15 protein-coding genes and 1 riboswitch are annotated in these 26,694 nt (G+C 71.0%); of the genes, 8 read left to right on the forward strand and 7 right to left on the reverse strand.

The features are described 5' to 3' along the window. Positions 1–16: 16 nt before the first annotated feature. Entirely contained in the window at positions 17–388 is a 372-nt protein-coding gene (locus FHX73_RS08950; RefSeq protein WP_145904483.1) for a hypothetical protein, read from the reverse strand. A gap of 69 nt (positions 389–457) precedes the next feature. Continuing rightward, positions 458–1,153: a TetR/AcrR family transcriptional regulator gene (locus FHX73_RS08955; RefSeq protein ID WP_145904484.1), complete on the reverse strand. Its 696-nt coding sequence runs from the start codon at positions 1,151–1,153 to the stop codon at positions 458–460. Positions 1,154–1,333: 180 nt separating this feature from the next. Between FHX73_RS08955 and FHX73_RS08960 the strand changes: the two genes are divergently transcribed. Continuing rightward, positions 1,334–1,795 carry a nitroreductase family deazaflavin-dependent oxidoreductase gene (locus FHX73_RS08960; RefSeq protein WP_145904485.1) on the forward strand — a complete coding sequence of 154 codons (462 nt, stop codon included), beginning with the start codon at positions 1,334–1,336 and terminating at the stop codon, positions 1,793–1,795. Here FHX73_RS08960 and FHX73_RS08965 read toward each other — a convergent pair. Together FHX73_RS08965 and FHX73_RS08970 are read right to left on the reverse strand one after the other, a co-directional pair. Then, positions 1,779–2,810, reverse strand: a complete 1,032-nt coding sequence (locus tag FHX73_RS08965; RefSeq protein ID WP_145904486.1) for a hypothetical protein — start codon at positions 2,808–2,810, stop codon at positions 1,779–1,781. The genes FHX73_RS08960 and FHX73_RS08965 overlap by 17 nt on opposite strands. Before the next feature lie 99 nt (positions 2,811–2,909). Then, complete coding sequence (locus FHX73_RS08970) at positions 2,910–9,299, reverse strand: RHS repeat-associated core domain-containing protein (protein WP_145904487.1); 6,390 nt, start codon at positions 9,297–9,299, stop codon at positions 2,910–2,912. A gap of 542 nt (positions 9,300–9,841) precedes the next feature. Between FHX73_RS08970 and FHX73_RS08975 the strand changes: the two genes are divergently transcribed. Next, the gene (locus FHX73_RS08975; protein ID WP_145904488.1) at positions 9,842–14,632 is read left to right on the forward strand and encodes an SGNH/GDSL hydrolase family protein; all 4,791 of its coding nucleotides are present in this window, start codon (positions 9,842–9,844) and stop codon (positions 14,630–14,632) included. Between the two features lie 91 nt (positions 14,633–14,723). Here FHX73_RS08975 and FHX73_RS08980 read toward each other — a convergent pair whose 3' ends face one another. Next, positions 14,724–15,668 (reverse strand): helix-turn-helix domain-containing protein, encoded by a 945-nt coding sequence (locus FHX73_RS08980; RefSeq protein WP_145904489.1) that lies wholly within the window; start codon positions 15,666–15,668, stop codon positions 14,724–14,726. Between the two features lie 94 nt (positions 15,669–15,762). Here FHX73_RS08980 and FHX73_RS08985 point away from each other — a divergent pair, with 94 nt between their 5' ends. The 5 genes from FHX73_RS08985 (at position 15,763) to FHX73_RS09005 (ending at position 21,720) form a co-directional block, all read left to right on the forward strand. Then, positions 15,763–16,095 carry a hypothetical protein gene (locus FHX73_RS08985; protein WP_145904490.1) on the forward strand — a complete coding sequence of 111 codons (333 nt, stop codon included), beginning with the start codon at positions 15,763–15,765 and terminating at the stop codon, positions 16,093–16,095. Continuing rightward, positions 16,038–16,532: a GNAT family N-acetyltransferase gene (locus tag FHX73_RS08990; RefSeq protein ID WP_145904491.1), complete on the forward strand. Its 495-nt coding sequence runs from the start codon at positions 16,038–16,040 to the stop codon at positions 16,530–16,532. Before FHX73_RS08985 ends, FHX73_RS08990 begins: the two co-directional genes overlap by 58 nt. 417 nt (positions 16,533–16,949) lie before the next feature. Beyond that, positions 16,950–18,371, forward strand: coding sequence for a glycosyltransferase family 2 protein (locus FHX73_RS08995; RefSeq protein ID WP_145904492.1), 1,422 nt, complete (start codon positions 16,950–16,952; stop codon positions 18,369–18,371). A gap of 88 nt (positions 18,372–18,459) precedes the next feature. After that, complete coding sequence (locus FHX73_RS09000; RefSeq protein WP_145904493.1) at positions 18,460–19,632, forward strand: glycoside hydrolase family 113; 1,173 nt, start codon at positions 18,460–18,462, stop codon at positions 19,630–19,632. 57 nt (positions 19,633–19,689) lie between these two features. After that, complete coding sequence (locus tag FHX73_RS09005) at positions 19,690–21,720, forward strand: acyltransferase family protein (protein ID WP_145904494.1); 2,031 nt, start codon at positions 19,690–19,692, stop codon at positions 21,718–21,720. Between the two features lie 58 nt (positions 21,721–21,778). On the opposite strand, the gene FHX73_RS09010 is transcribed toward FHX73_RS09005, so the two are convergent. Together FHX73_RS09010 and FHX73_RS09015 are read right to left on the reverse strand one after the other, a co-directional pair. Further along, positions 21,779–22,537 carry a hypothetical protein gene (locus tag FHX73_RS09010; RefSeq protein ID WP_145904495.1) on the reverse strand — a complete coding sequence of 253 codons (759 nt, stop codon included), beginning with the start codon at positions 22,535–22,537 and terminating at the stop codon, positions 21,779–21,781. Between the two features lie 120 nt (positions 22,538–22,657). After that, positions 22,658–23,848 (reverse strand): LamG domain-containing protein, encoded by a 1,191-nt coding sequence (locus FHX73_RS09015; RefSeq protein ID WP_145904496.1) that lies wholly within the window; start codon positions 23,846–23,848, stop codon positions 22,658–22,660. A 147-nt stretch (positions 23,849–23,995) separates the two neighbouring features. Continuing rightward, a riboswitch (cobalamin riboswitch) is annotated at positions 23,996–24,115 on the forward strand. Positions 24,116–24,272: 157 nt separating this feature from the next. Between FHX73_RS09015 and FHX73_RS09020 the strand changes: the two genes are divergently transcribed. Beyond that, positions 24,273–26,690, forward strand: a complete 2,418-nt coding sequence (locus FHX73_RS09020; protein WP_145904497.1) for a ribonucleoside-diphosphate reductase subunit alpha — start codon at positions 24,273–24,275, stop codon at positions 26,688–26,690. Positions 26,691–26,694 lie beyond the last annotated feature (4 nt).

A 26,694-nucleotide genomic window follows, 5' to 3' on the forward strand; every position in this document is an offset into this window, starting at 1 on the left:
GTGCTTCGCGGCCGGTTCACGCGCCGTGCGTGCAGGACTTCGCCACGTCGTCCGCCGCGGCCGAGACCGGGCCGAGGTCCGGCTGCTTGCCGTCCGCCAGGCCCTGCTGGGCGTTGCGCACCGCCTTGTCCAGGTCCTCGGCCGCCCCGTTGCCCTTGAGCTTCCCGGCGTCGTCCGCGAGCTTCTTCAACGCGTCCGCGGTCCGCTGCCGGCGCGCCTGGTCGGTCAACTGGCCGACGTTGGTCGCCGAGTCCCCCAGGTCCTGCACGTCCCCGGCGATACTGATCGCGGTCTTCCCGCAACTCACCGCCTGCTGCGCACTGCTGCACCCCACCAGCGCCGCACCGACCAGCGCCAGCAGCGCAACCCCTCCGGCCAGCCGCCTCATCCCGACCACCCTCCCCCTTGGAGTACTCCCGCCGAGGCTAACAGCCAAGTCGACGCCGCTGACGGCAATTCAGTTCCCCGGCAGGCCGAGGGTGTCGGCCCACTCCTCCACCGCGTAGCCGAAGAAGTGGTCGGCCGGCTCGATCGTGCCGTTCAGGTGGCCGAAGAGCTCGAAGCCGACCATGCCGAAGAGCTGGGTCCAGGCCATCACCGTGCGGGCCACCACGGTGATCGGGAGCCCGGGGGCGAACTCCTGGGCGATCTGCGAGAGCTGGCTGCTCAGCGGGCCGGGCGGGGTGGCCGCAGCGGCGGCGGGGGCGAGCCGGCCGGCGGCGTCGCGGACCACGCCGAGCAGGGCGAGCGGCACCCGGGCGGCGGCGGCGATGGTCTCCGGCGGCGCGTGGTAGCCGGGCACGGGGGTGCCGTAGAGCAGGGCGTACTCGTGCGGCTTGCTCCGCGCCCAGTCGCGCACCGCGCCGCACCCCGCGCGCCAGCGGGCCCGGGGCGCCGGACCGGCGGCGGCCACCGCGTGCTCGGCGTGCTCGCCCAGCTCCAGGTAGGCGTCCATGATGAGCGCGGTCAGCAGGTCGTCCCGGCTGGGGAAGTAGCGGTAGACGGCCGACGACGCCATGCCGAGCGCCCGGGCGACCGCGCGCAGCGAGAGCTGCTGGGCGCCCTGGTCGGCCAGCTGGCGCCGGGCCTCCTCCTTGATCTCGCGGGTGAGCTCGACGCGTGCCCGCTCGCGGGCTCCCTGAATCGCTGCCATGGAGGACAGCCTGCCACAGACGGGAGCACTGCACACCGAACAGAGCGATGCACGGAAACGAGAGCACTGCTCTTGCTTTCCCGTGACGCCCCTGCAAGAGTGGAGGCAACGCAAACGAGAGCAGTGATCTCGCTTGGAAGCACCGCTCTCATCATGTCCCGCCCGACCGAGGAGCCCGCCATGACCGCCGCGACCACCCAGCGCTACCTCCGCCCCAAGGGCCCGTCCGTCCCGATCGCCAACCGCATGGTCGCCGCCCTCACCAAGGTCGGCATCAGCATCTGGGGCTCCCGCCTGCTCGCCGTCCGCGGCCGCAAGTCCGGCGAGTGGCGCACCACCCCCGTCAACGTCCTCACCTTCGAGGGCACCCGCTACCTGGTCGCTCCGCGCGGCCACACCCAGTGGGTCCGCAACCTCCGCGCCGCCAACACCGGCGAACTCCACCTCGGCCGCCACACCGAACCCTTCACCGCCACCGAACTCCCCGACACCGCCAAGCCCGAAATCCTGCGCGCCTACCTCCGCCGCTGGAAGTTCGAGGTCGGCGTCTTCTTCGACGGCGTGGACCACACCGCCAGCGACGAGGAACTCCTGCGCATCGCCCCGGGGTACCCGGTCTTCCGGATCACGCCCGGCGCGTAGTCACCGGGCGGGCGCGACCGGCCCGGTAGCCCCGCAGCGGGACGCTCCAGATCCACCCGCCGAGGACCGCGAGCAGCACGACGCCCCCGAGCGTCCCCTTCAGGTAGTCGTAGCCGCCCCCCGGTACGAAGACCTGCTCGGAGTCCCCCTCGTCGAGGGCCGCAGCCGTCTGACCGTCCGTCATGTCCTTCGGGCCGCCGTGCAGCGTCACGTGCTCCCGGGCAAGGGACCCATCAGTCGACGCGAAGCTGCCGAAGATCGCACAGCTGCTCGACTGCTGATGGCACCCGAGATCCGTGGCCGTGAAGGTCCCGGGCTTCCCCTCGTTCAGATGCACCTTCCAGGTCGGCACGGCAGCGCCCAGCAGAACGGCGCCGAAGATGACCCAGAGAATGATTCCGGCCGCGTACCGCCACATCATCTTGACCGCCCATACGCGATTGAACAGGTACCTCCCGTTTTCGCTCCTCTCGACTTCCCTCTCCTGCTCGGCATCCAGCACCGACTGCGGGACCTCGGGATCCAGCCGCACATGCGGTGCGAGCTCCAGCAAGGTGCCCTCAAGCCGCCCGCGCTCCGGCAGCCAGCCACTCAGGGGAATCCCTACGGCAAACCCCTCCGCCTGCTGCGGCGACTCGACGGAGAACTCGTCCGGGGCCGCCAGGGCACCGGTTCCCTCGATCTTCAGGAACGGTGTCCGACGGTCCTGGCCAACCACCTCAACGATGGAAATCCGCTGAACCTGCTGCCACGGCACCAGGAGCGCAGGGGAGAACACCGACGGCTTGCGCAGGGCGAGCCGGATGCCCTTGGCATCGGCCCGGAGTGCGGTCCGGCAACACGCCAGCAAGTAGAGGGTCCGCAGCCCGAAACCGAGCATGCCCACGGCCGCCGGCGCGACCACCCACCACGGCAGGCCGACGAAGCCGGCGCTGACTGAAGCCAGAAATCCTGTCAGGAACCCGGGAAGGCTCTCCCGCGGCGCGTAGTTGCCCAGCTTGCCGAACCGACTCATCGACACTCCTCAATCCCGACTGCACGGGGCGCAGAGCAAGTCTGCGCCCCGTGCAGTCGCCTCAGCGGGTTTCGCCGGCTTCTGGCGCCGGCATGACGGTTACTTGAACAGCCAGTCCGCCGCGCCCGAGATCAGCTTGTTCGCGGCGTTCTGCAGCGGCACAGCCAGGACGGCGCCACCTATGGCGCCGCCCACCGGGCCCAGCGGAGTGTCACTCAGCAGTTTCGTCGTGAGACCGGAGATCCCCTCGTCGACCACGGCGTCCGCACCGCCGATGGTGATCGACTCTGCCTGGCTGTCACCGTTTGACTTGGCCGTCAGGTACCCCGAGAGCCCCCCGGCGAGGAGATTGACGGGACCCATGGCAGCGGCGAAGCGCCTCATGTAGGGGTTCTTGGCTGCTTGGAGTAGCGCCCTCTCCCGCGGGCTCAGCCTGTTCCACCTGGCCTGGGCCGCCCGCCGCGCGACATCGCCGGTTGCCGTTGCGGGGTCAACGGCGTTCGGAGTGGCTGCGGACAGCACTGACTGGAGGTTGCCCGGCCCGATGGCCAAACCGTTCACCGCGTTGCACCCCGTGGTCAACACACCTGCGCCGCTGCAGAGCATCGACCCCCGGAACCACGGATCCTGGCTTATCTGGCAGGTGTAGTCGCAGACCTGAGCCGGCTTCGAGGGCTTCGAGGCCCCGGGCGTGAAGGTCGGGGTACTGGACTTGCCGGGGTCACCCGAACCTCCTGAACCACTTGATCCGCCGGTTCCGCCACCCGTGATCGCGACCAGAGGCGGCCCCACAAACCCCGAATCACAACCGTTGTAACCACACCCGGGATCGTGCATCTGACCGGTCGGATCGCTGAACGTCAGCGGGTTGCTCCCCGCGTACGTGTACCCGCCCAGCTGGCCGGGGTCGGCGCCCTCCAGTACCGGGTCCGCCGAGATGAAGCGCCCCAGCGTCGGGTCGTACTTGCGCGCGCCCACGTCCGTGTACCCGGTGGTCGCGTCGACCGGTTTGTTGAGGAAGCCCCTGGTCGGGTCGATCCAGCCGGTGGTCGCGCCGCCGCGCAGTTCGCCGTAGGGCTTGTACTGCTGGCGGGTGAGCTTCTGGGTGGTGGTGTCCATGGTCATCGTGGCGGTGCCATGGGGGTCGCTGAAGACGTAGCTGACGCCGCCGCCCGGGAGGGTGGAGGCGATGGCCACGTTCTGGCCGGCGAGGGTGTAGGTGCGGACGGCGCCCAGGATCGTCGCCGGGGTGGTCGAGGTGTTGATGGTGACCTCGGTGTCGCCCAGGAACAGGGTGGTCTGGCCGGGGTCGCGGCGGATCAGCTGGTTGCCGTCCGCGTCGTAGAGGTAATTGGTGGTGTTGCCGCCCTGGGTGACCTGGTCCAGCTGGCCCTCGTCGTTCCAGTGCAGGGTCTGGCCGGTGCCGACGGTCGGGGTGCGACCGGTCAGCTGGCCGGCGGGGGTGTAGGAGAAGGAGGTGCTGGTGGTGCCGGCCGGGCCGGTGGTGCTGGTGCCGGTCAGGGTGTGCGGCTGGGCACCGCCTGCGGCGCCGTTGGTGTACGTGGTCGTGGTGTCGGCGCTCGCGCCGTTGACCGCGTGGTCGGTGCTGGCGGTCCGGTCGCTGATGTTGTCGTAGCCGAAGGACTGCCAGTACGCGGTCGGACCGGTGGCGATGCTGCCGTTGGTCGGGTTGGTGCCGGCGGCCGGGCAGGCCCCGGCGGCGGTCCAGGCCTGGGTCAACCGGTCCAGGCTGTCGTACTGGTAGCACTGGGTGTCGGTGGCCGTGCTGCCGTTCTCGCTCTGCTGGTCCACCGTGGAGGTCGGGTTGCCCGACGGGTCGTAGGTGTAGGCGAGGGCGTCCACGATCGGCCCGGGCGCCTGGGTGCGGCTGGTCTGAGTGCTCGTCAGGCGCCGGGTCTGGTCGTCGTAGCCGTAGGTCGTCTGGGCCGTGTTGTTGGAGGGCCCGTACCGCATCGCCGAGATCTCGCCCTGCGGGGTGTAAGTGACCGGTCCGGCAATGGCGTTGACGCTCTGCATGGTGACCGGGTTGTCGAGGCCGTCGTAGCCGTACAGGACGTCCTCGGTGAGCAGGCCGCCCACGCCCGGGTCACGCTGGTCGAGCAGCTCCTCGGTGCTGGTCGAGAAGGAGTTGGTGGTGGTGTAGTCGGTGGGCAGCGGCGCTTCCTCGGCCGGCAGCTTGATCTCGGTGCCGGTGGACTGGCCGAGGGCCGTGTATCCCTTGGACATCACGACGTACGGTGCGGAGGCCCCCGGCACGTAGCGCGCCGAGTAGCTGAGCTTGCCAACCTGCAGGGAGTCGTACTTCCAAACCCCGAACTTGAAGTTGTTGTTGCTCTTGTCCACAGCCGTGAGCTTACGACCCAACAGGTCGTACGTGTAGTCCAGTTCGATGCCGCGGGCGTCGGTGGCCGAAACCTGGTTTCCCGCGTCGTCGAAGCCGTACTTCGACGTGCCGGCGTCCGGGTCGGCCTGCTGCGTCCGCCGACCGAGCAGGTCGTAGGAGGACGTCCAGACCGCCTGGTCCGGCCCGGTGATGGTGGCCTGCTGACCGGCGGGCGTGTAGCCGTACGAGGTCGCGTTGAACGCGCCGCCGCTGGTGGTCCAGCCCGCCTGGGCGGAGCCGCCGATCGACGGAGCGGTCGTGTACTGGTCCAACTCCGTGTTCTGGCCACGGGCGTTGACCGCGGTCCGGGTCACCACCCCGCCGCTCTTCGGGAAGACCGTGGTGGTGTCGCCCGTGTAGGCGGTCTGGGTGACCATGCCCGCCGGGGTGAGTTGGATGGCCGCCCCCGCCGAAGTGGTCGTGCTGCGCTCCTCGTTCGCCGTGGTGGGCCGGCCCATCCCGTCGTAGTCGGTCACCGTGGTGTCCGGCACGTTGAGTTGGATGAACGGCAGTTCCTTGGGCTGCGGAGAGCCGTTGGCGCTGTAGGAGTTGTTGGTGAGGACCGTCCACCCGTGCGAGTCGTACTGGGTGTCCGAGACGACGACGGTGTTGTTCTCGCCCGCCGTCTGCACCTGCAGCGGCCGCAGCAGCGCGTCGTAGACGTTCTCGGTCGGGGCGTAGGAGCCGTTCTCCAGCAGCTTGTTGGAGGTGACGACGACCGCGGCCGTGTTCGAGACGAGGTAGGAGTAGGTCATCGTCGCGGCCTGGTTGGCAGCCTTCGACTGGGTCGGCAGCCAGACCGCGGTGAGCCGGCCGAGCGCGTCGTAGGTCAGGTCCGTGCGCAGGTGGGCCGGATCGACCTTGGTCACCGGAACACCACGGGCCGCGTCCAGCGTGGTCGTGGTGGTCTGGTAGGTCGGGCTGCCGCCCGCCGTCACCTGGACCGTGCTGACGACGCCGGTCGGCAGCCCACCGGAGGCCGGGGTGTAGGCGGTCGTGGTGCTCTGGGCCAGGCTGGAGCCGTCCGGCGCCGTGGAGTTGGGCGTCCGGACCGTCGAGGTGACGCGGCCGTAGGAGTCGTAGCCGGTCTTGGCGGTCGCCAGGTAGGCGGTCGCCGTGGCACCGTTGCTCGCCGAGGCGGTCTCGTTGAGCGTCACGTCACCCTTGCTGGGTGCCGTGCCGCCGCCCGCGCCGTCCCAGGTGAAGGCGTTCCCGTCGTAGGAGGCCCTGGTGTCGCTCACCAGGGTGCCGGACGGGGTGGCCCCGCCACCCGTGCAGTCCTGCGCGGTGGTGATGGTCTCGGCCGTCAGGGCCAGCGCCGCACCGCTGTTGGACGCGTACCGGGTGAAGGTGCACTTGGCGACGTTGCCGTTGGCGGTGGGCTCGCCCCGGTCGTCCGACTGCACCACCATGCCGGTGGTCGGCTGCCCGAGCGTGGTGTTGTAGAAGCTGTCGGTCTCGGTGTTCCGCCAGCCGTACGAGACCGCCTGCCGGCTGTAGGAGTTGGCGGTGCGCACCATCTGGGCGGTGAGCGGCGCCAGGCCGTTGCGGGCCCGCGAGGCGGTGGGGCCGATGATGGTCGGGATGGTCACGGTGGCGTGGTCGATGCTGCCGCCGTCACCCGTGTAGGTGTCGGTCTCGAAGACCTGCCCGGCCAGCGAGTTGACGTCCTGGGCGCTGTGCGCGCCGTCCTGGGAGGTCAGCGTCACGGTCGAACCGCCGCTGCCGTTGGGCGTGTTGTTGGACATGCCGCGGAAGTAGGTGGTCTTGGCGAGGGTCAGGGCGTCGTTGACCTGGGTGCCGTTGGTGAGGTGGAAGACCGCCGGATCGCCGGAGCGGGTCTCCACCGTCTGGTAGCCGCGGAACTGCCCGTAGGTCCGGTCCTCCGGCTTGACCAGCTCGTTGTCGTCGTAGTGCCAGGCCGCGCCGCCCACGTAGTTGTAGGTGGTCAGCAGTTCCGGGAACGAACCGTCCTGGTAACTGGTGTTGGGGTCGGCGGTCTTGACGCTGTGCACGGTGTACTTGTGGAACCAGTCCAGCACCGGCGCGCTCGAACCCGGCGGCGTCCACATCACCGGGAAGCAGGGCATGGTGTTGGTCGACGGGTCCGAGGGCACGTTGGCCGGAGTGCACTGGGTGTCGTTGTAGGCGACGGTGATCCGGGCGCCGGTCTCGGTGCTGATCGACTGGATCCGGTCGTGGTACATCGGCGACTCGTTCGGGACGGTGCCCACCCGGTTCGGCGACTGCCGCGGCGGGTCGAAGCCGGTCACCGGGTTGCTCACCTGCCCGCTGCCGCCCGCGCTGGTGTCCAGACCGGTGTGCTGGATGCTGTCCAGCCACAGGGTGGGCGCGTGGTCACCGCCGTCCGGGAAGGACTGGGTGAAGTCGTAGCGGTCCACCTGCTGGGTGGCGCCGCCGACCTGCACCTGAGTGGTGATGCTGGCCAGGCGCTTGCGGGACCAGTAGGTCGGCGCGAAGTCGGTGCAGGTCGAGCCCTGCGCGCAGCTCTGGTCGGTCGGCACGTCGGGCCACCAACTGGCGTTCGTGGTACCGAAGTGCGCGTCGTCGCAGACCGCGCCGACGGGCGTGCCGGGGATGCAGCGCTCGTTCACCGAGAAGACGATCTGCTCGGGAGCGGTGCCCGAGTAGACCGTGCCGGCGGTCATGCCGTAGTCGATGCGCTGCAGGTAGCCGCCGCGGGTGTAGGCGACGCCGGTGCTCTGGGCGTCCGCGCCGTAGTAGTTGGTCTCCGGCTGGTAGTAGTACGCGATCGCGTTGCTGTGCGGGTCGACCGAGTAGTCCAGGTTCCAGCGCCAGCCCTGCACGCAGGAGGACCCGGCGAACGAGGAGGAGTTGCACGGATCGCCCGCGTGGGCGCCGTAGACCGGGACGGTGTACACGGACTGGGTGGCCTGCTGCCCCGAGGTGTAACCGGGGAGCTGGTTGAGGCCGAAGTAGTACTGGACCCCGTCCTGGGTGACCCGGAAGTACTCGCCGTTGTAGGTGCCGTTGCTCGCCCCGTACAGCTGCTCGATCTTCACGGTGGACTCGTCGCTGGCCGGCCGCAGGGTGTGCGACGCGTCGTCGTAGACCAGCTGCGTCGACTTGCCGTTGAGCGACATGGTCAGCAGCTGACCCGCCCAGCACTCGTCCCCGGAGCCTTGCGGAGCACCCGAAGTGCTGTCACTCGCGCAGGACTTGTAGGAGCGCTCGATGTAGGACTCGCTGGAGCTCCAACCGTCGCCCAGCCAGGAGGACTGGTTGTTGGTGCCGGCCGTGCGGCCGTCCTGCGAGGAGGAGTCGTACGAGAGCGAGACGTCCGGAGTGGCTCCGGCGATCGCCTTCGGCACCTGCACGGGGTACGAGTAGGTGAAGGCGCCGGTGTTGCCGCCCGCGGACCAGGTACCGGTCGGCGAGAGCGAGGTCGCCGTGTAGGTCCCGGAGGACCCGGTGGGACTCGACGTCGCCGCGAGCACGACGGCGGAGGAGGAGGCCTGCGGTGCCGCGCCCCCTGCCGCGGTGGCGGCGAACGGCGTGACCTGCCCGGCCGATTGGGCCGCCGGAGCGAGGTGCACCGTGGCCGTCAGCGGCTTCGCCGGGTCGGCCTGGACCGGGGTCTGCACCTGACACTTCGCCAACTCCGGCGTGGTCAGCGCACAGGACGGCAGCTCGACCAGGTGGAGCCGGGAGGCGTAGTCACCGCCGAACGCGGCGCGGAAGGACGACGGGTCCACGCTCACGGTCGCGCTGCCCGCTCCCGCACCGGCATCGGCGGGCTCGACGGCGAAGAGCAGGCCGTGCACACCGGCCCGCTGCGCCACCGCCTGGTCGGCGGTGGTCACCCGCACGCGCGTGGGCGTCGAGTCCGCGCCCGCGCCCGCGCCCGCGGCCATCGGCGCGTTGCCCTGGTGCGCCGCCGGGACGACGGACACCGGCAGGGTGCCGGCCCGGCCCCCCGCCCCCTGCGGCGCGGCATACGGTGCGGCGGCATTCGGTGCCGCGCCGTTCGGTGCGGTGCCCTTCGGTACCGCTGTGGTCAGATCGACCACCGCACTGCCCGCCCCCGGCAACGCGGCTGCCACCGTCGGGTTGTAGACGGGGAAGGCCGTCGACGGCTTGGCCTTCCCGGGTATCGCCTTCCGTGGCGCAACGGTCCGCTCGACGGGCGGCTTCGGCAGCTTCGGCTTGGCCGTCGACCCGGCTAACGCCACCCCTGGCAGGCCGGCCACGGCCAGCGCCGCTCCGGCTAACGCCGCTGTCGTTCTCCAAGCCAGCCGGCCGTACCGCCGGCGCCCCACCCCATGGAACTGTCCGGGACTCAACTGTTGCCCTCTCCCCTGGTCGCAACAAGGAGACCGGCACGCCCCAACCACGGTCGTGCTCGGGACGCGCCGATCTAACGTGGAGTCATGCGGCGGCAACTCTGCCATGAACGGCGTACCCGATCCATAACTATTTGGTCACACAAGACCCTTGAGGCGTCCGCTTTTTCCGCACTTAGTGAAGATAACGTGGATAAAGGCCACACGAACCACCGTCGATCCTGACGCTCCCCGCGCGCACAATGCGTGGTGCACAGGGTGCCCCAGAGGCACCGCGACACCGTTGGGGGGAAACGGCCTCGATGGCCATCAACAGCTCACACACCAGTCCAGGCGCGCGATCACGCCGCGCCACCGCGGTCGGCCTGGCGCTCGGCGCGCTCACGGCCGGCCTGCTCGCCGGGGTGGCCCCCGCGCAAGCGGCCCCGCCCGCGAAGCCCGCATCCGCGCCCGCGGCCTTACCCGGTAAGTCCGGCGCGCCCACCAGCGGTGCCCGAGGCGGAGCCGCCGGCCCGGTGGTCAACCAGGCCTCGCCCAAGCCGGCTGCCGCCCCGAGTGCGCTCCAGCAGGCCGAGAGCGCCGCCCTCGCCAAGGCGAAGAAGACCAACTCGCCGGTCACCGTAGACCAGTTGACCAACGAGACCAGCGAGACCGTGATCAACCCCGACGGCACCCTGACCCTGCGTCAGCACGCTGCTCCGGTCCGGGTCCGCAAGGGCGCCTCCTGGACCCCGATCGACACCACGCTCGCCAAGCGGGCCGACGGCCGGATCGCCCCGGGCGCGACCGACAGCGACCTCTCCTTCTCCCCCGGCGGCAACGGCCCGTTGATCACCATGATCCGGGACGGCAAGCGCCTGTCGATCAGCTGGCCCGGCACCCTGCCCGCACCGGCGGTCAGCGGCGACACCGCCACCTACCCCGCCGTGCTGCCCGACGTGGACCTCGCGGTGACCGCCCGCGGCGACGGCTTCAGCGAGGTGCTGGTCGTCAAGTCGGCGGCGGCCGCGGCGAATCCGCAGCTCGCCACGATCCACCTCGGCACCACCACCGACGGCCTGACGCTCAGCCAGGACAACACCGGCGACGCGCTGGCCACCGACTCCGGCGGGCACACCGTCTTCGCGGCCTCGCCCCCGATGCTCTGGGACTCCGCCTCCGCCCCGACCGCGCCGGTCACCCCGGCCGCACACGCCAACGCGCAGACCGACGCACAGGCCCCGGCCACCGCAGCCGCCCCCACCCCGTCCAGCGTGCACGGGCCCGGCGACACCGCCCACGCCACCCGGCTGGGCTTCAAGGTCGCCCAGGACCAGCTGTCGCTCACCCCGGACAAGGGGCTGCTGAGCTCCCCCGCCACCGTCTACCCGGTGTACATCGATCCGGCCTGGTCGGGAAACCCCTCGCTGGTCAGCTGGCTGACGCTCAGCAACGGCGGGCAGAAGGACACCAGCGGCAACGTCGCGCGGGTCGGCTTCGTCGGCAACTGGGACGGCTGCGCCTACGTCTGCAACCAGACCTTCCGCTCGTACTTCCAGATGAACTCCTCCGGTTTCGGTGGCGCCAACGTCCAGAGCGCGTACTTCTACCCGTACTTCAGCGGCGTCTCGCAGAACGACCAGCCCACCGACGTTCGGTTGGACCCGCTCTTCGACGGCAACACCAACTGGAGCAACAAGCCCACCTCCAGCAGCGTCGTCGCCTCCTGCACGTGCAACCCCGGGAACACCGGGGCGAGCAACGTCCTCAACGTGATCGGCGCGGCCCAGAGCGCGGCAGCCAACAACTGGGGCAGCGTCGACTTCGAGGTCGACGCACACGACGAGACCACGAAGTACCAGTACAAGAAGATCGACCCCACCCAGACCTACTGGACGGTCACCTACTACTACGCCCCGGACAACCCCCAGGTGGTCGGCACCACTCCGCAGGTCAACGGGCCGGGCGGCACCTTCGTGCCGTCCTCCAACGTGACCATGCAGATCTCCGGCGGGGACCGCGACGGCGAGCTGGTCAAGGCCGGCTTCGAGATCTACCACGCGTCCAACGGCAGCGTCACCTCGGTGTACCAGAGCGGCATCTGGCAGGGTGACTACACCTCCTCCAGCAGCCCGGTCACCGCGACCGGCCTCCCCGACGGCCAGTACGCCTGGCACGGCCTACTGCAGAGCCAACAGGGCAACATGCAGAGCCCGTTCACCGGCTGGGTCTTCTTCACCGTCAGCACCGCGATGCCCGGCACCCCGGACATCGAGTCGAACCAGTTCCCCAAGAACCAGTTCGGCGGCGCTTACCAGGACAACGGCACCTTCTCCCTCACCACCGGCAACGGCCCGAACGACTGGGGCTACATCTTCTCGCTCGACGGCGACCTGACCTCCACCCAGTGGAACCAGAGCGCGCCCCCGCCCACCTGGAGCGGCGGCGCCCCGACCCGGGCCCAGCAGTACCTGGTGCAGTCCACCGGGGCCGCCACCGCGATCACCTTCCCGGTGGGCACCGTCGGCCCGCACACCCTCTACGCCAAGACGATCAGCCCGGCCGGCATCGTCTCCAACGAGTACGCCTTCGGCTTCTGGGCCGGCCTGACGACCCCGCGGTTCGTGTCAGGCGACACGCTGGTGAGCGGCGTCGCCGCCGCGACCAACGACGACAACACGACCACGCCCGTCCCGGCCGCCACCAGCCACACCACGGGCCAGCTGTTCGCCCAGGGACCGGTCGGCTGGTTCTCCTGGTACGGCGCCGGTCAGGCGATGCTCGCCAACGGCACCAACCCGGTGTCCAACGGCGACAGCGCGACCTTCAGCTTCGACCTCCCGCACGCCGGCTACTGGGACCTGGGCGCGAACCTGACGAAGGCCGGGGACTACGGCCAGTACTCCCTGACGCTCGACCAGGGCGGCGCCAAGCCGGCCACCCTGATCACCGGCTTCGACGCCTACAACCCGGCGGCGCCCGTCGTGACGACCCAGTTCGTCGACTTCGGTTCCCCGCTCTCCCAGACCACCCAACAGCCGATCCCGCTGACCCAGGGCGTGCACACCCTGACCCTCACCATCACCGGCAAGAACGCCGCGTCGGCCGGCTACCAGGCCGGCATCGACGTCCTGCGGCTGGCCCCGATGAGCGCCACCTGCACGATCGTGGACCTGACGGCCTGCCAGAACAACACCGCGATCAGCGCCGACAACAACCACCTGGCCGCCGACGCGGACGGCGTGGGGGCCAGCCTCTCGGCCGGCCAGCTGGCCGCCGCGGGCTGGACCCCGAACGCCCCGATCACGGTCAACGGCGCGCCGATGACCGTGCCCAACTACAGCGTGGGCAAGGCCGACAACATCCTGTCCAGCGGCCAGACCGTCACCGTCGGCGGCACGGCCGCGGCGAACGCGGGCAACGCGGTGGAGTTCCTCGCCTTCGCCACCGGCGGCAACGTGACCAGCGCCTACAACTCCAGCGTCACCGGGACGATCACCTACCCCACCGACTCCACCGGCCACTCGGTCTGCGGCACGACCACCAGCTACCCCTACTCGCTCGACATGGTCCCCGACTGGGTGAAGGGCGACCCCGGCACCCACGCCGTCGGCTTCGCCAACCGGAACCTGTCGAACGGCACGGACTCGTACGGCCCGCAGTTGTTCCCGATCTCGGTCGCCCTCCCCTGCCCCGGCGTGGCGATCCAGAGCATCACCCTGCCCGTGGTCACCAACCGCCTGGTCTACGGCACCAACGCCCTGCACATCATGGGCGTGGGCATCCGGCCCGCCTCCTACGTCCCGGGCAGCTCGCTCCTGCAGAACTGGACCGGCACCTGGGGCGCGAAGCAGGACACCCACGGCAAGGCCCTCGGCACCACCACCGAGCGGACCGCGGTCAGCATCACCCTGCCGGGCGCCAACCTGCGGCTCCGCCTCTCCAACGCGCTGGGCAGCCAGCCGATCACCCTCAACCACGTGACGGTGGCCCACCAGCAGAGCGGTGCGGTGCCCACCACCACCCCGGTCGGCGTGACCTTCAACAACGGCTCACAGACCGTCACCATTCCGGCCGGCGGGGACGTCACCAGCGACGGCCTCGGCTTCCCGACCACCAGCAACGAAACGCTGCTGATCTCCTACCAGTTGGCGAGCGGAACCACCGACGCCGCGTTCCACAGCGCGGCCAAGAACGCCACCTGGTACAGCTCGGCGCCCGGTGACCAGACCGCGGACACCACGGGCACGCCGTTCACCACGTCCGACGACAACGCCTACTGGCTCAGCGGCATCGACGTCTCGCCGACCAGCGGCAACACCGGCGCGCTGGTCCTCTACGGGGACCAGACGGTCAACAGCGACACCACCACCCCCAACGGCCACTACCAGCTGTCCGACCTGATCTACGGGGACGTGGTGAAGGCCAACGCGTCGGACCCGATCAGCTACCCGCTGTACGCGGTGGTCAACAACGGCCAGAACGGCTGGATCACGAGCAACAACCTGCTGCCGACCCTGTCGGGCAGTGCGAACCAGTACGCGCCGGGGAGTGCGACCGACCCGATCGACCGCTCCTCGCTCGCCGTGGCCAACGTCCACTCGGTGCTGATCTCCACCGGGACCTCCGACCTGCTGTCCGGCTCCAACGCGACCGACCTGGAGAACAAGCTCGGCGCGCTGGCCCAGTCGGTCAGGATCCGGTACTCCGACGCCAACGGCGGCTCCCGCAAGGTCGGGGTGTTCGTCGCCACCATCCCGGCGAACCCCGCCATCACCGGCACCGCGGAGACGACCCGACAGACCGTCAACAACTACATCCTGTGCGGATCGTCGACGCCGACCGCCGGAGCCTGCACCAGCAACGCCAACTGGCTGGGCGGCAAGGCCGACGGTGCGATCAACTTCGCCGCCGCGGTCGCGACCGACCACACCGACACCGGCCCGCTCAACCTCACCCGTGACTACTACACGGACAGCACCGGGAAGCAGTACCCCAGCCAGCTCTACTTCCAGGACCTGGCAGACCAGTACCAGAAGGACAGCACCAACGCGAACAACCCGGGCGGCGGTGGCGTCGGCGTCTCGCCGATGACCGCCCGCCGGGCGCAGTAAGGCCGGCAACGCCCCACCGGTTCCCCGAGCCGCCGGTCGCCCCTCCCGGGCGGCCGGCGGCTCGGCCGTCGACCCCCGCCCGCCCCCGCCGCTACCCCGCGAAGGCCCGCCGGTACGCCAGCGGCGTGGTCCCCACCCGCCGGCCGAAGTGGTGCCGCAGGGTGGCCGCGTTGCCGAAGCCGACCCGCGCCGCCACCGACTCGACCGGCTCGTCGGTCTCCTCCAGCAGGCGCTGGGCGAAGAGCACCCGCTGGCCGATCAGCCAGCGCAGCGGAGTGGTGCCGGTCTCCTGCTGGAAGCGGCGGGCGAAGGTGCGCGGGGCCATGTGGGCCCGCGCGGCGAGCTGGTCCACCGTCCAGTCGCGGTCGAGTTCGGCGCGCATCCAGTCGAGCACGCCGCTGAAGGGGGTGCCGTCGGGCTCCGGGAGCGGACGGTTGACGTACTGGGCCTGGCCGCCGTCGCGGTGCGGGGCGACCACCATCCGGCGGGCGATCCCCCGGGCCACCTCCGCGCCCTGGAGCTTGCGCACCAGGTGCAGGCAGGCGTCGATCCCGGCGGCGGTGCCGGCCGAGGTGATCACCGGGTCCTCGTCCACGTAGAGCACGTCCGGGTGCACGGCGGCCAGCGGGAAGCGGGCGGCCAGCTCGTCGGTGTAGCGCCAGTGCGTGGTGCAGCCGCGGCCGTCCAGCAGGCCGGCCGCGCCGAGCAGGAAGGCGCCGCTGCAGATCGAGAGCACCCGGGCGCCGCGCGCCACGCTCTCCCGCAGCGCGGTGATCAGTTCGATCGGGTACTCCTCGCGGATCCCGCTGGCCGTCACCACCACCAGGTCGGCGGTGGCCAGCCGCTCCACCCCGTGCGGCACGTTGACGCTGAAACCGGCGTGGGTGCGCAGCTCCCCCGGCCGGTTCGAGGCCAGCGCGAAGTCGTAGGCCGGCAGGCCCTGTTCGCTCCGGTCCAGCCCGAACACCTCGCAGGCCACCCCGAGTTCGAACGGGTGGACCTCCTCCATCACCACGGCGACCACGCTCTTCAGCATGTCGGCCAGCCTACCGAAGAGCTGGCAGCAATTCGATGGAGAGTGGCGTTCCTGCCACTCGTTCCGAATTGAACATCCGAGCAGAGTGGAGGACATGAACCCCTCCACCATCGCCACCGTCCTGGCCTTCACCGGCCTGGTCAGCGGGATCGGCGTGCTCGGCCACCTGGTCGGCCGGGACGTGGACCGCGCCGCCCGCCAGGGCCGGGACAACTGGCACCGCCCGACCGGCTACCCGACCGATCCCGCCCGCTCCGACCGTCTGCACACCACCGACCCCGACCCCGTCCCGCCGGCCCCGGCCGACCCCGGCCGGCTGCGCGGCACCCTCCCCGCCGCCTCCGACCTGCGGCTTGGCACACTTGCCCGATGGACATCCTCATCCGGACCGCGACCGAAGCCGATCTCGACGCCGCGGGTGAGGTGACGGTCGAGGCCTTCGTCGGCGACGGTCACACCGCCCCCACCGCCGACTACGTGACCCTGCTGCGCGACGCCCGCCGCCGGGCCGCCGAGGCCGAACTGCTGGTCGCCGTCGACCCGGCCGACCAGCGGGTGCTCGGCTGCGTCACCTTCGCGGTCGGCGGGCAGCCCTGGGCCGACATCGCCGCCCCCGAGGAGGGCGAGATCCGGATGCTCGCCGCCGCGGCCGCGGCCCGTGGCCGGGGCGTGGGCGAGGCCCTGGTGCGCGCCTGCGTCGCCCGCAGCCGCGAGCTCGGCCTGGTCGGCATGGCCTTCTCCACCCGCCCGGGCATGCGCGCCGCCCACCGGATCTACGAGCGGGTCGGCTTCCACCGGGCCCCGGAGCGCGACTGGCGCCCGCGCCCTGAGATCGAGCTCTGGGTGTACGAAATGCGCTTCTGAACCACGGTCAGCCGGCCCGCCGCTCGAACGCGACGCAGCTCACACCGCATCACATCGCACAACAACGATTTGGTCACGGGTGATCGACGGCGAACTGACTGCGGTCGGCAAATGCCCCGAATCGCTTGGAAAAGGGGCGCTTCGCGGCCTCCGCGGCGACCACCACCCCAGCAAACCTTCAGAGTGCTCAGCGTATTATCCCTCTGGTCTGCCGGTGGGATGCGAGCTCTTCTAGCCTTCCCCGCCAGACGTTCTTCGCATACGAGCAGTATGGGGGCGGGGGCGTTGACGACTCCGATCTGGCATCACGGCGCGCACCGAAGGCAGTAGCGGAAGCAGCCATCTGCGCTCCCGCACTGCGACCCGGTGACCGCCGGTGCCGGCACCCCACGGGGATGGGTTGTCAGGAGGACCGGGGTGACGCTCACCCGTCTAGAAGCCAAGCAGTTGAGACGACAGGCCGATTGGCGTCCGTCCTTCCTGCCGTTCTTGATCACGTTCTGCCTCTGTCTGGGCATCTCCTGGAGCACCTACTCCTCCCGGACCGGTCTGATCGGCTGGATCACCACCGTGGTGTGGACCCTGCCGACCCTCGCCTCGGCAGTGGGTCTGCTCGGCGCCCTGCTCACCAGCCGACGGATGCGCAGGCAGCGCCACTGGGGCAAGCCGCAGCGCGCCGAGGACGACACGCTGCTGGTCGTGGTGCCGACGATCGGCCGGCACGACACCTACCCCGCGCTGGAACGGGCGGTGCTCAGCTACGCCAAGTACCTGCCCGGCTTCTTCCCCCACCTGCGGATCGACATCATCACCGAGGAGGGCTGCGAGGCCCAGCCGGACATCGACGCGCTGGCGCTGACCGACCCGGTCTTCCGCGTGGTCGTCGTGCCGCGCGACTACCGCACGCCCAACGGCACCCGCTTCAAGGCCCGGGCCAACAACTACTCCCACGAGCTGCGGATCGCCGAGGGCGAGGCGGTCGACGACGTCTGGGTCCTGCACATGGACGACGACACCGGCGTGGGAGCCGACACCGCCGCCGCGATGGCCCGGTTCATCAACGCCCAGCGCCGGGCCGGTGCGGACGCCAAGCACCTGGCCCAGGGGGTCCTGACCTACCCCCGCGAACTGGCCGTCAACCGGATGACCTGGCTCGCCGATTCGGTCCGCCCGTCCTGCGACATCACGCTCTTCGCGGTGATGACCGGCAGCGGCACCCCCTACGCCGGCCTGCACGGCGAACTGCTGCTGATCCGCTCCTCGATCGAGGCGACCATCGGCTGGGACTTCGGCCCCAAGGCCATCGTCGAGGACGCCCAGCTCGCCCTGCACTTCTGCGCCCGCTACAAGGGGCGCAGCGACTGGTTCTCCGGTGCCTGCTACGGGGCGTCGCCCGCCACCATGCAGGACCTGATGAAGCAGCGCGAGCGCTGGGCCTGGGGGTTGATCGCCCTCGCCTTCAACCGGACCGTCCCGCTGAAGAGCCGTCTGCTGCTGATGTACAACGTCACGGCCTGGACGCTCGGCCTCTTCCAGCACGTGGGCATCATCCTGGCGCTGGGCGCGCTGCTCGGCGACCTGAACACCTCCCCCTTCACCCGGGTGATCCTGCCGCTCTGGGCGATGAACGTCGCGTCCGGCGTGTGGATGTACTGGGAGGGCCTCAAGCTCAACGTCACCGTCTCCGCGGACGCCCGCCGTGCCTGGTGGGAGCCGATCGCGGTGGTCGGCCTCATCCCGTTCTTCTCGCTCTACGAGGGCCTGGCGGTGTTCCGCGGTTTCCTGCGCTTCCTGCGCGGCACCGAGAACAAGTTCGTCGTGATCGCCAAACCCGCGTGAGCCCGTCCCGACGCCGCTACCTCGGGGCCCCCGCCCCGCGGGCCGACCGGACACGCACCATCCTTGGAGCAACACTGTGTCAACTCTGATGACGCGCAACCGGTTCCGGGCGCTGACGGCGGGCCTCACCGTGCTCCTGCTGGCGGCCGTCAGCGGTTGTGCCCTGGGGACGACCGACGCCGGTCCGCCGCCACCGCCGATCCCGGTCGAGAGCGACACCCCGGCCGCACCGGCCGACGCGCCCAGTGCGGCGAGCACGCCGACCAGCCGGGTGCACTTCCCCTGGCAACCCGGCAAGCCCGAGCTTGGGATCCAGGTCTTCTGGGCGGACACCTCCAAGGACACCGACCAGACCGTCCAGCTCAAGATCAACCGAATGATCGACTACGTGCTGGCGCTGGACGCCAACTCGATCTCCATCTCCTTCCCGTTCAACACCGCGGGCCCCAGCGCCAGCGCGGTCAGCGACGGCTCGGACACCCCGTCACCGGCGCGGCTGGCCATGGCGGTCCGGTCCGCGAAGGCCGCGGGCCTGCGCGTCACCGTCCGCCCGACCCTGGACGAGTCCTCCCTGACCGCGGTGTCCGCCAAGGAGTGGCGCGGCACCATCCACCCCAGCAGCCCGGCGGCCTGGTTCCAGTCCTACGACGCCTTCCTGGCGCCGTACCTGAAGGAGGCCCAGCAGGACAAGGTCGACACCTTCGTCATCGGCACCGAGTTCACCTCGATGCAGCCCGATCCGCGCTGGGCGGAAACGGTGAACCAGGCGAAGACGATCTACTCCGGTGAGCTGACCTACGCCGCCAACTGGGACAGCTACGTGGCGGACCCGATCAACATCCCGGTGTCCCGGATCGGCGTGGACGCCTACCCTCCGCTCAAGAACGTCCCCGACAGCGCCGGCATCCAGCAGCTGGTGGACGGTTGGAACAGCTGGCTCGACGGCAAGGCCACCGGCCCGCTCCCGAACGCGCTCTTCTACGAGGTGGACGCGCCGGCCGAGAACGGCGCGTACGCCCACCCCGGCGTGTGGGGCAACGGCGGCGGCAACCGGAACCTCACCACCCAGGCCAACTGGTTCGCCGCGGCCTGCCAGGTCGCCAAGGACCGCCACCTCTCCGGCCTGTACTGGTGGCGGTACGACCTGCACCAGGATCCGCAGACCGCCGACCCGCAGCACGACCGCAGCGACTCCTGGCTGGGCCGGCCGGCGGCCCAGACCATCCGCACCTGCTTCGACAGCTGGGCGACCGGCGGCTGAGCCGCGCCCCGGTCAGCCCACCGCACCACCCTCTGAACCCGACTTGGAGCCAGACCCATGAAGGCCGCCCCCGAGCCCCCCGGCACTGCCGCCGACAGCCCCCCGCCGCCGCAGGGCGGGGAGCCTGACGGCGCGGACGCCGGGCAGCAGCAGTCGGGGGAGCCCGGTGCGCAGCAGCGCGAGCCGAAGGGCCGGCCGCCGGTGGTCGGCTACCGCGGCTACTTCCCGGCCGTGGACGGCCTGCGCGGGCTCGCGATCCTCTCCGTGCTGCTCTACCACACCAGTTGGTTCAGCAACGGCCTGTTCGGCGTGGACGTCTTCATGGTCCTCTCCGGCTTCCTGATCACCCTGCTGCTGCTCCGCGAGAAGCACGCCACCGGCCGGATCCGGATCTTCGCCTTCTACGTCCGACGGTTCAAGCGACTCACCCCGGCCCTGGTGGTCACCCTGCTGCTGACGGTCGGGGCGGCCTTCCTCTGCGGCACCCTGCCCGAGGTGAAGGACCTGTCCTGGCAAGCCGTCGCGGCCCTGGGGCAGTTCGCCAACTGGGCGCAGATCAGCCACGGCCAGGCCTACTGGACCGGCTTCGGGCAGGTCGACGCGCTGGGCCACATGTGGTCGCTCAGCATCACCGAGCAGTTCTACCTGGTGTGGCCGCTGGTCCTCACGGTCCTGCTGTGGGTCTGCCGGCGATCGACCGTGGCCGTCACGGTGCTGCTCCTGCTGCTGCTCGGCGGCGCCGCCACCGTCGCGCCGCTGCTGTACAACGGCAGCAACAGCGACGCGCTCTACCTCAGCACCCAGGTCCGCGCGGTCGGGTTCGTGGCCGGCGGGGCCGGCGCGGCGATCGTGCACGCCGTCCACCTGCGGCGGGCGCGCAAGGGGTACGTGCGGCCCGCGCCGGGCGAGTCGGCCGCCGGCCGGGCCGGGTTCGGCACCGTGCTGCTCACCCTGCTCGGCCTGCTCGCGCTCGGCGCCCTGGTGGCCGCGAGCGTGGTGACCGGCTCCTACCACGAGCCCTGGCTGTACACCGGCGGCATCGCCGGCGTCGCCGTGGTGGCCAGCGTCCTCACCGCCTGCCTGTGCCACGACCGGGGGCCGCTGGTCCGGGTGTTCTCGTTCGGTCCGCTGGTCGAGATCGGCAAGATGTCGTACGCCATGTACCTCATCCACCTGCCGATCTACTGGCTGCTGCTGAAGGCCGTCCCGACCATCCGGCCCTACGCCCTGCTCCTGGTGGGCGGCCTGTTCTCCTGGCTGTTCTCGCTGCTCCTGCACTACGTGGTCACCGAGCGGGTCCGGCAGTTGCGCTGGCGGCTGCCGAAGGCCGTGCCGATCCTCGCCGTGAGCTGCGCCGCCGTGGTGTTCGGCGCGCAGGAACTGCCGAAGTACTACGCGGCGCAGATGCGCCCCGACGGGAAGCCGGTGGTGCTGACCCTCGGTGATTCACTGGCCAACGACTACGCGAGTGCGCTGGCCGAGCACGGCGCCGGGAAGTTCGCCGTGGTGGACGACGGGGTGCCCGGCTGCGGGGTGATGGGCTCCACGAAGGTGGAGGACGCCACCCGGATCGTGCACGCCATCACCCCCGCCTGCCGGGCCTGGAACCGGGTCTGGGCCCAGGAGATCGGCAGCAGTTCGCCGTCCGTCATCGTGGTGCACCTCGACTGGGACGCCACCGCCCAGCTCGTGGACGGCCGCTGGCTCACCCCGTGCGACGAGGCCTACCGCGAGCGGTACCTGAACCAGCTCGACCTGGCCGCCACGGTCTGGGCGGACGCCGCCCCGAAGGCACCGGTCCTGGTGTCCAACGACCGTGACCGCACGGGCGCCGTCCCGACCCTCTGGGGGCACTGCTACAACCAGATCCTGACCAGCTTCGTGGTGGCGCACAGTCCGCAGGTGCGGCTGCTCGACCTGCAGGGCGCGCTCTGCCCGGGCGGCCGCTGCCGGACCGAGACCCCGGGGGGCGAGGACCTGTTCAAGGACAGCGTGCACTTCACCGACGACGGCCTGGATTACATCACGCCGTTCCTGGAGTCGAACATCACGGCCGCGCTGGCGAAGCAACCACCGCCGCAGCCGTAGGCCCGGCGGCCGCAGCCGACCCCGGGTCAGGCCGACCCTCCGTCAGGCGGACCCTCCGTCAGACCGGCCCGCCGGGGCCGGGCGGGGGCGGCGGCTGGTACCCGCCCACCGGCGGCTGCGGCTGGCCGTAGCCGCCCGGCACCGGCCCGGCGTACGGATTCGGCTGCGCCGGAACGCCGCCCGGGTACCCGGGGGCCGGCCAGCCCCCCTGCACCGGCTGCGGCAACTGCACCGGCTGCGTCGGCTGGTAGCCGCCCGGCGCGGGGTAGGACGGCCCCGCCCACGGCGCGGTCCCGACCGGCGGTGCGGCTCCGACCGACGGCCCGGTCCCGATCGACGGCCCGGCCGCCGCGCCCGCCCGCAGGTGCGAGCGGAGCAGCACGAGCAGCACCACGAACAGCACGACGCCGATCACCATGGTGGCCAGGCGCAGCTGCCCCTCCAACCGGCCGGTGAACCAGTCGACCTGGCTGGGGTCGAGGAGCGCACCGGTGAGGCTGCGCAGCCGGCCGTAGGCGTCGGTCGCGGCGAGGGCGAGCACGAAGCCCCGGCTCCAGACGCTGCCGCGCAGCAGCAGGACGCCGGCCAGGCCGAAGAGCACGGCGTAGCTGAAGCTGGTCGAGTCGACGTTCGCGGTGCCGTCGTGCGACCCGTAGTAGAACAGGCCCTTGAAGAAGACGCCCACGCCGGTCTGGACGGCGGCGTTGTAGCCGGTCCAGGCCGCACGGACGAGCGCCCAGCCGATGCACATCAGCGCGGCCGCCCGCACTCCCCGGGGCAGTTCCCGTCCCGCTCCCGCTGCTGGTCCCGCGACCATCGCCCCCACCCCGATCGATACCTCAGACGGTCGGCTGAAGCATGCCACAGGGTGGGAGGGAGTCGACGGGCCGTTTCCCCATTGTTGTGCGGCTCCGTGCGGAGCTGACCTGTCGCGCCGTCAGTACCGGTACCAGGAGGCGCGCGGACCGACGTCGGCCGAGCGGGTCTTGGCCAGCTGGGCGATGACGTCCGGGGCCAGCGGGCGCTCCCAGATCTGGACGTCGGCGATCGAGCCGCTCCAGGAGTCGGTCCACTGGGACTTGAAGCGGGCCCGGCCGATCTCGATCGGGCCGTTGGTCGAGAGGATCCCGGGCACCGGTGTGGTCTGCGTCAGCACGCCGTCGACGTAGAGCGCGATCGACTTGTTGCCGGCGTCGTACACGCCGGTCAGCGTGGTCCACTGGCCGGTGGTCGCCGGTGCGGTGGACAGCGCCTCGCGGCTGCTGCTGTCCGACGCCGCGGTCTGCACCTTGAAGACCCACTGGTTGTGGTCGCCCCAGAAGTCGCGGCCCAGGTAGTACGAGAAGAACCCGTCGCCGCCCTGGGAGACCGCGGCCCGGCCGCCGGTCGGCGCGTCGTTGCGGACCACCGCGGAGACGGTGAAGCTCTTGCAGGTGTTCAGCACCACCGAGTTCGACTCGGCGTAGCCGTCCGGCGTCCCGTGCACGGTCAGGGCGGAGCCGGTGTGGCCGTCCACGGTGCCGACCTGGCCACCGCCGCCGACGCTCGCGTCATTGGTGTTGCTGGCCGCCGAAGCCGCCGGCGTCGGAGCTATGCACTCGCCCGGCGCGGCCGGCCCGGTCGGCGCCGGCTTGACCGACTGGTCCGACGAGGACTTCTTCCCGGTGAAGTGCAGCACCGCGACGGTCGCCGCGCCGGCCAGCGCCAGCACGCCCACCAGGGCGATGCCGACCCGGAGCCGGCGCTTCTTGCGGGCGCCGCGCTCGTGGGCGTCGGCCATCGCGGCCCAGTCCGGCCCGCCCTGGTCGCCGGTGCCCATCGGCACCAGCAGGTTGGGCTTGGTCGGTTCGGGCTGCGGGTAGCCGTAGCCGCCGGCCGCGGGCTGCGGCTGGCCGTAACCACCGGCCTGCGGCTGCGGCTGGCCGTAACCACCGGCCCCGGGCTGGGGCTGGCCGCCCGCCGGGCCGTACCACTCGGGCGGCGGACCGAAGCCGCCCTGCGGCGGGCCGAAGCCCCCCTGCGGCGGAGTGACGGATCCTGGCCCCCCGTGGGGAGGCTGCGGCTCCCCCTCCCCCGGTCGGGCAGGCCCGCGGGTCCACTCGGCCGGCGTCTCGTTCCCCTCGCTCATGAGGCGAGATCGTAGGCCATGGACCGTCAGGAGCGCGCTTGAGGTAACCAATCCGTGCCCTGCCGAGCCGCCGGAACCCGTGCCTCCGTCACCGCTCCGCCACGACGCGCCACACTACATGTGGTGGTCCACAGGCCCCGCACCACTACATGTATGCTCACTAGCGCTGTCGAAGCAGGGGAACCCGGTGGAAGTCCGGGACTGCCCCGCAGCGGTGAGCGGGCGCTGCCCGCGAGTCCGATGACCTGCCGACGGTGTGCCACCCGGCCTTCCCGCCAAGGCCTCCAAGCACTGCCACACACGTCCGGGCCTCGCGGGTGGGCCAGGGTGCTGACGCGCGCCGGCATGGTTCCGCGCGCCGCCCTGCCCTGCCCTGCGCGGCCCCGGACGTCCGCTGTCCGCCGCCACCAGGAGAGAGTGCGCCTTGACCGTCGCCGCCTCAGTTGCCCTGCCCTCGCAGGGACTCGCCGACACCCAGTCCGACCCCGGTGCGGACTTGCTGCGGCTGCTCACCGACCGGAGCGCCGACCTCCCCCAGGTGGACCCCGGCCACGTCGCCGCCGCCGCGCTGCGCGGCCGCCACGCCGGTTCGGACTTCGCCGAGCTGCGCGGGCTGGCCGTGGACGCCGCCGCCTCGATGATCGCCGAGGACCCCCAGTACTCGAAGCTGGCCGCCCGCCTGCTGGCCCAGGAGATCACCGACGAGGCGGTCTCCCAGGGCGCCGTCTCGTTCTCCGCCTCGGTGGCGGCGGGCCACGCCGAGGGCCTGATCGGCGACACCACCGCCGACCTGGTGGCCAAGCACGCCGAGGCCTTCAACGCGCTGGTGGACCCGGCCGGTGACGACCGGTTCGAGTACTTCGGGCTGCGCACCGTGCAGTCCCGCTACCTGCTGCGGCACCCGATCACCCGCAAGGTGGTGGAGACCCCGCAGTACTTCCTGCTCCGGGTCGCGGCCGGGCTCGCGGTCGGCGACTCGGCCGAGTCGGTGGCCGAGGTCGCCGAGCTCTACCGGCTGATGAGCCGGCTGGAGTACCTGACCAGCTCGCCCACGCTCTTCAACTCCGGTACCCGGCACCCGCAGATGTCCAGCTGCTACCTGCTGGACTCGCCGCTGGACAACCTGGACTCGATCTACGAGCGGTACGCCCAGATCGCCCGGCTGTCCAAGCACGCCGGCGGCATCGGCCTCTCCTACAGCCGGATCCGCTCGCGCGGCAGCCTGATCCGCGGCACCAACGGCAAGTCCAACGGCATCGTGCCGTTCCTGCGCACCCTGGACTCCTCGGTGGCGGCGGTCAACCAGGGCGGCCGGCGCAAGGGTGCGGCCTGCGTCTACCTGGAGACCTGGCACGCGGACATCGAGGAGTTCCTGGAGCTGCGGGACAACACCGGCGAGGAGGCCCGCCGGACCCACAACCTCAACCTCGCGCACTGGATCCCGGACGAGTTCATGCGCCGGGTGAACGCGAACGCCGACTGGTCGCTGTTCTCCCCGGCCGACGTGCCCGAGCTGGTCGACCTGTGGGGCGAGGAGTTCGACGAGGCCTACCTGAAGGCCGAGCAGGCCGGCAAGGCCGTGCGCACCATCCCCGCGCAGACCCTGTACGCCCGGATGATGCGCACCCTGGCGCAGACCGGCAACGGCTGGATGACCTTCAAGGACGCCTCCAACCGGGCCGCCAACCAGACCGCGCTGCCGGGCCGCACGGTGCACTCCTCCAACCTGTGCACCGAGATCCTGGAGGTCACCGACGACTCCGAGACCGCGGTCTGCAACCTCGGCTCGGTCAACCTCGGTGCCCACGTCGCCGCCGGCGCCTCGGCGGCCGACCTGCTGAACGCGATGGACTGGGAGCGGCTGGACGCCACCGTGCGCACCGCCGTGACCTTCCTGGACCGCGTGGTGGACATCAACTTCTACCCGACCAAGGAGGCCGGCACCTCCAACTCGCGCTGGCGGCCGGTCGGCCTGGGCGTGATGGGCCTGCAGGACGTCTTCTTCAAGCTGCGGCTGAACTTCGACTCGCCCGAGGCGAAGGAGCTCTCCACGCTGATCGCCGAGCGGATCATGCTGACCGCCTACGAGCGCTCCAGCGAGCTCGCCGAGCAGTTCGGGCAGCACCCGGCCTACGCCGAGACCCGGGCCGCCCGCGGCCAGCTGCACATCGACCACTTCGCGACCGCCCCGCACTGGGCCGACCGCTGGGCGGCGCTGCGCACCACCATCGCCCGCACCGGCCTGCGCAACTCGCTGCTGCTGGCGATCGCCCCGACCGCCACCATCGCCTCGATCGCCGGCGTCTACGAGTGCATCGAGCCGCAGGTCTCCAACCTGTTCAAGCGCGAGACGCTGTCCGGCGAGTTCCTCCAGGTCAACCCGTACCTGGTGAAGGAGCTCAAGGAGCTGGGCGTCTGGGACCAGCAGACCCGGGACGCGCTGCGCGACGCCAACGGCTCGGTGCAGGAGCTGGGTTGGCTGCCGGAGCCGGTGCGCGAGCTCTACCGCACCGCCTGGGAGCTGCCGCAGCGCGCGCTGGTCGACCTGGCCGCCGCCCGGCAGCCGTACATCGACCAGAGCCAGTCGCTGAACCTGTTCATGGCGGCGCCGACCATCGGCAAGCTCAGCTCGATGTACGCCTACGCCTGGAAGGTCGGTCTGAAGACCACCTACTACCTGCGCTCGCGCCCGGCCACCCGGATCGCCCAGGCCGCCTCCGGCGCGGCCCGCACCGCGACCGCCACCCCGGTCAGCGTTCCCTCCCCCACCATGTCCCAGGAGGAGCAGGACGCCATCGCCTGCTCCCTGGAGAACCCCGAGTCCTGCGAGGCCTGCCAGTGACCGC

The sequence above is a fragment of the Kitasatospora viridis genome, from assembly GCF_007829815.1.
Classification (GTDB): domain Bacteria; phylum Actinomycetota; class Actinomycetes; order Streptomycetales; family Streptomycetaceae; genus Kitasatospora; species Kitasatospora viridis.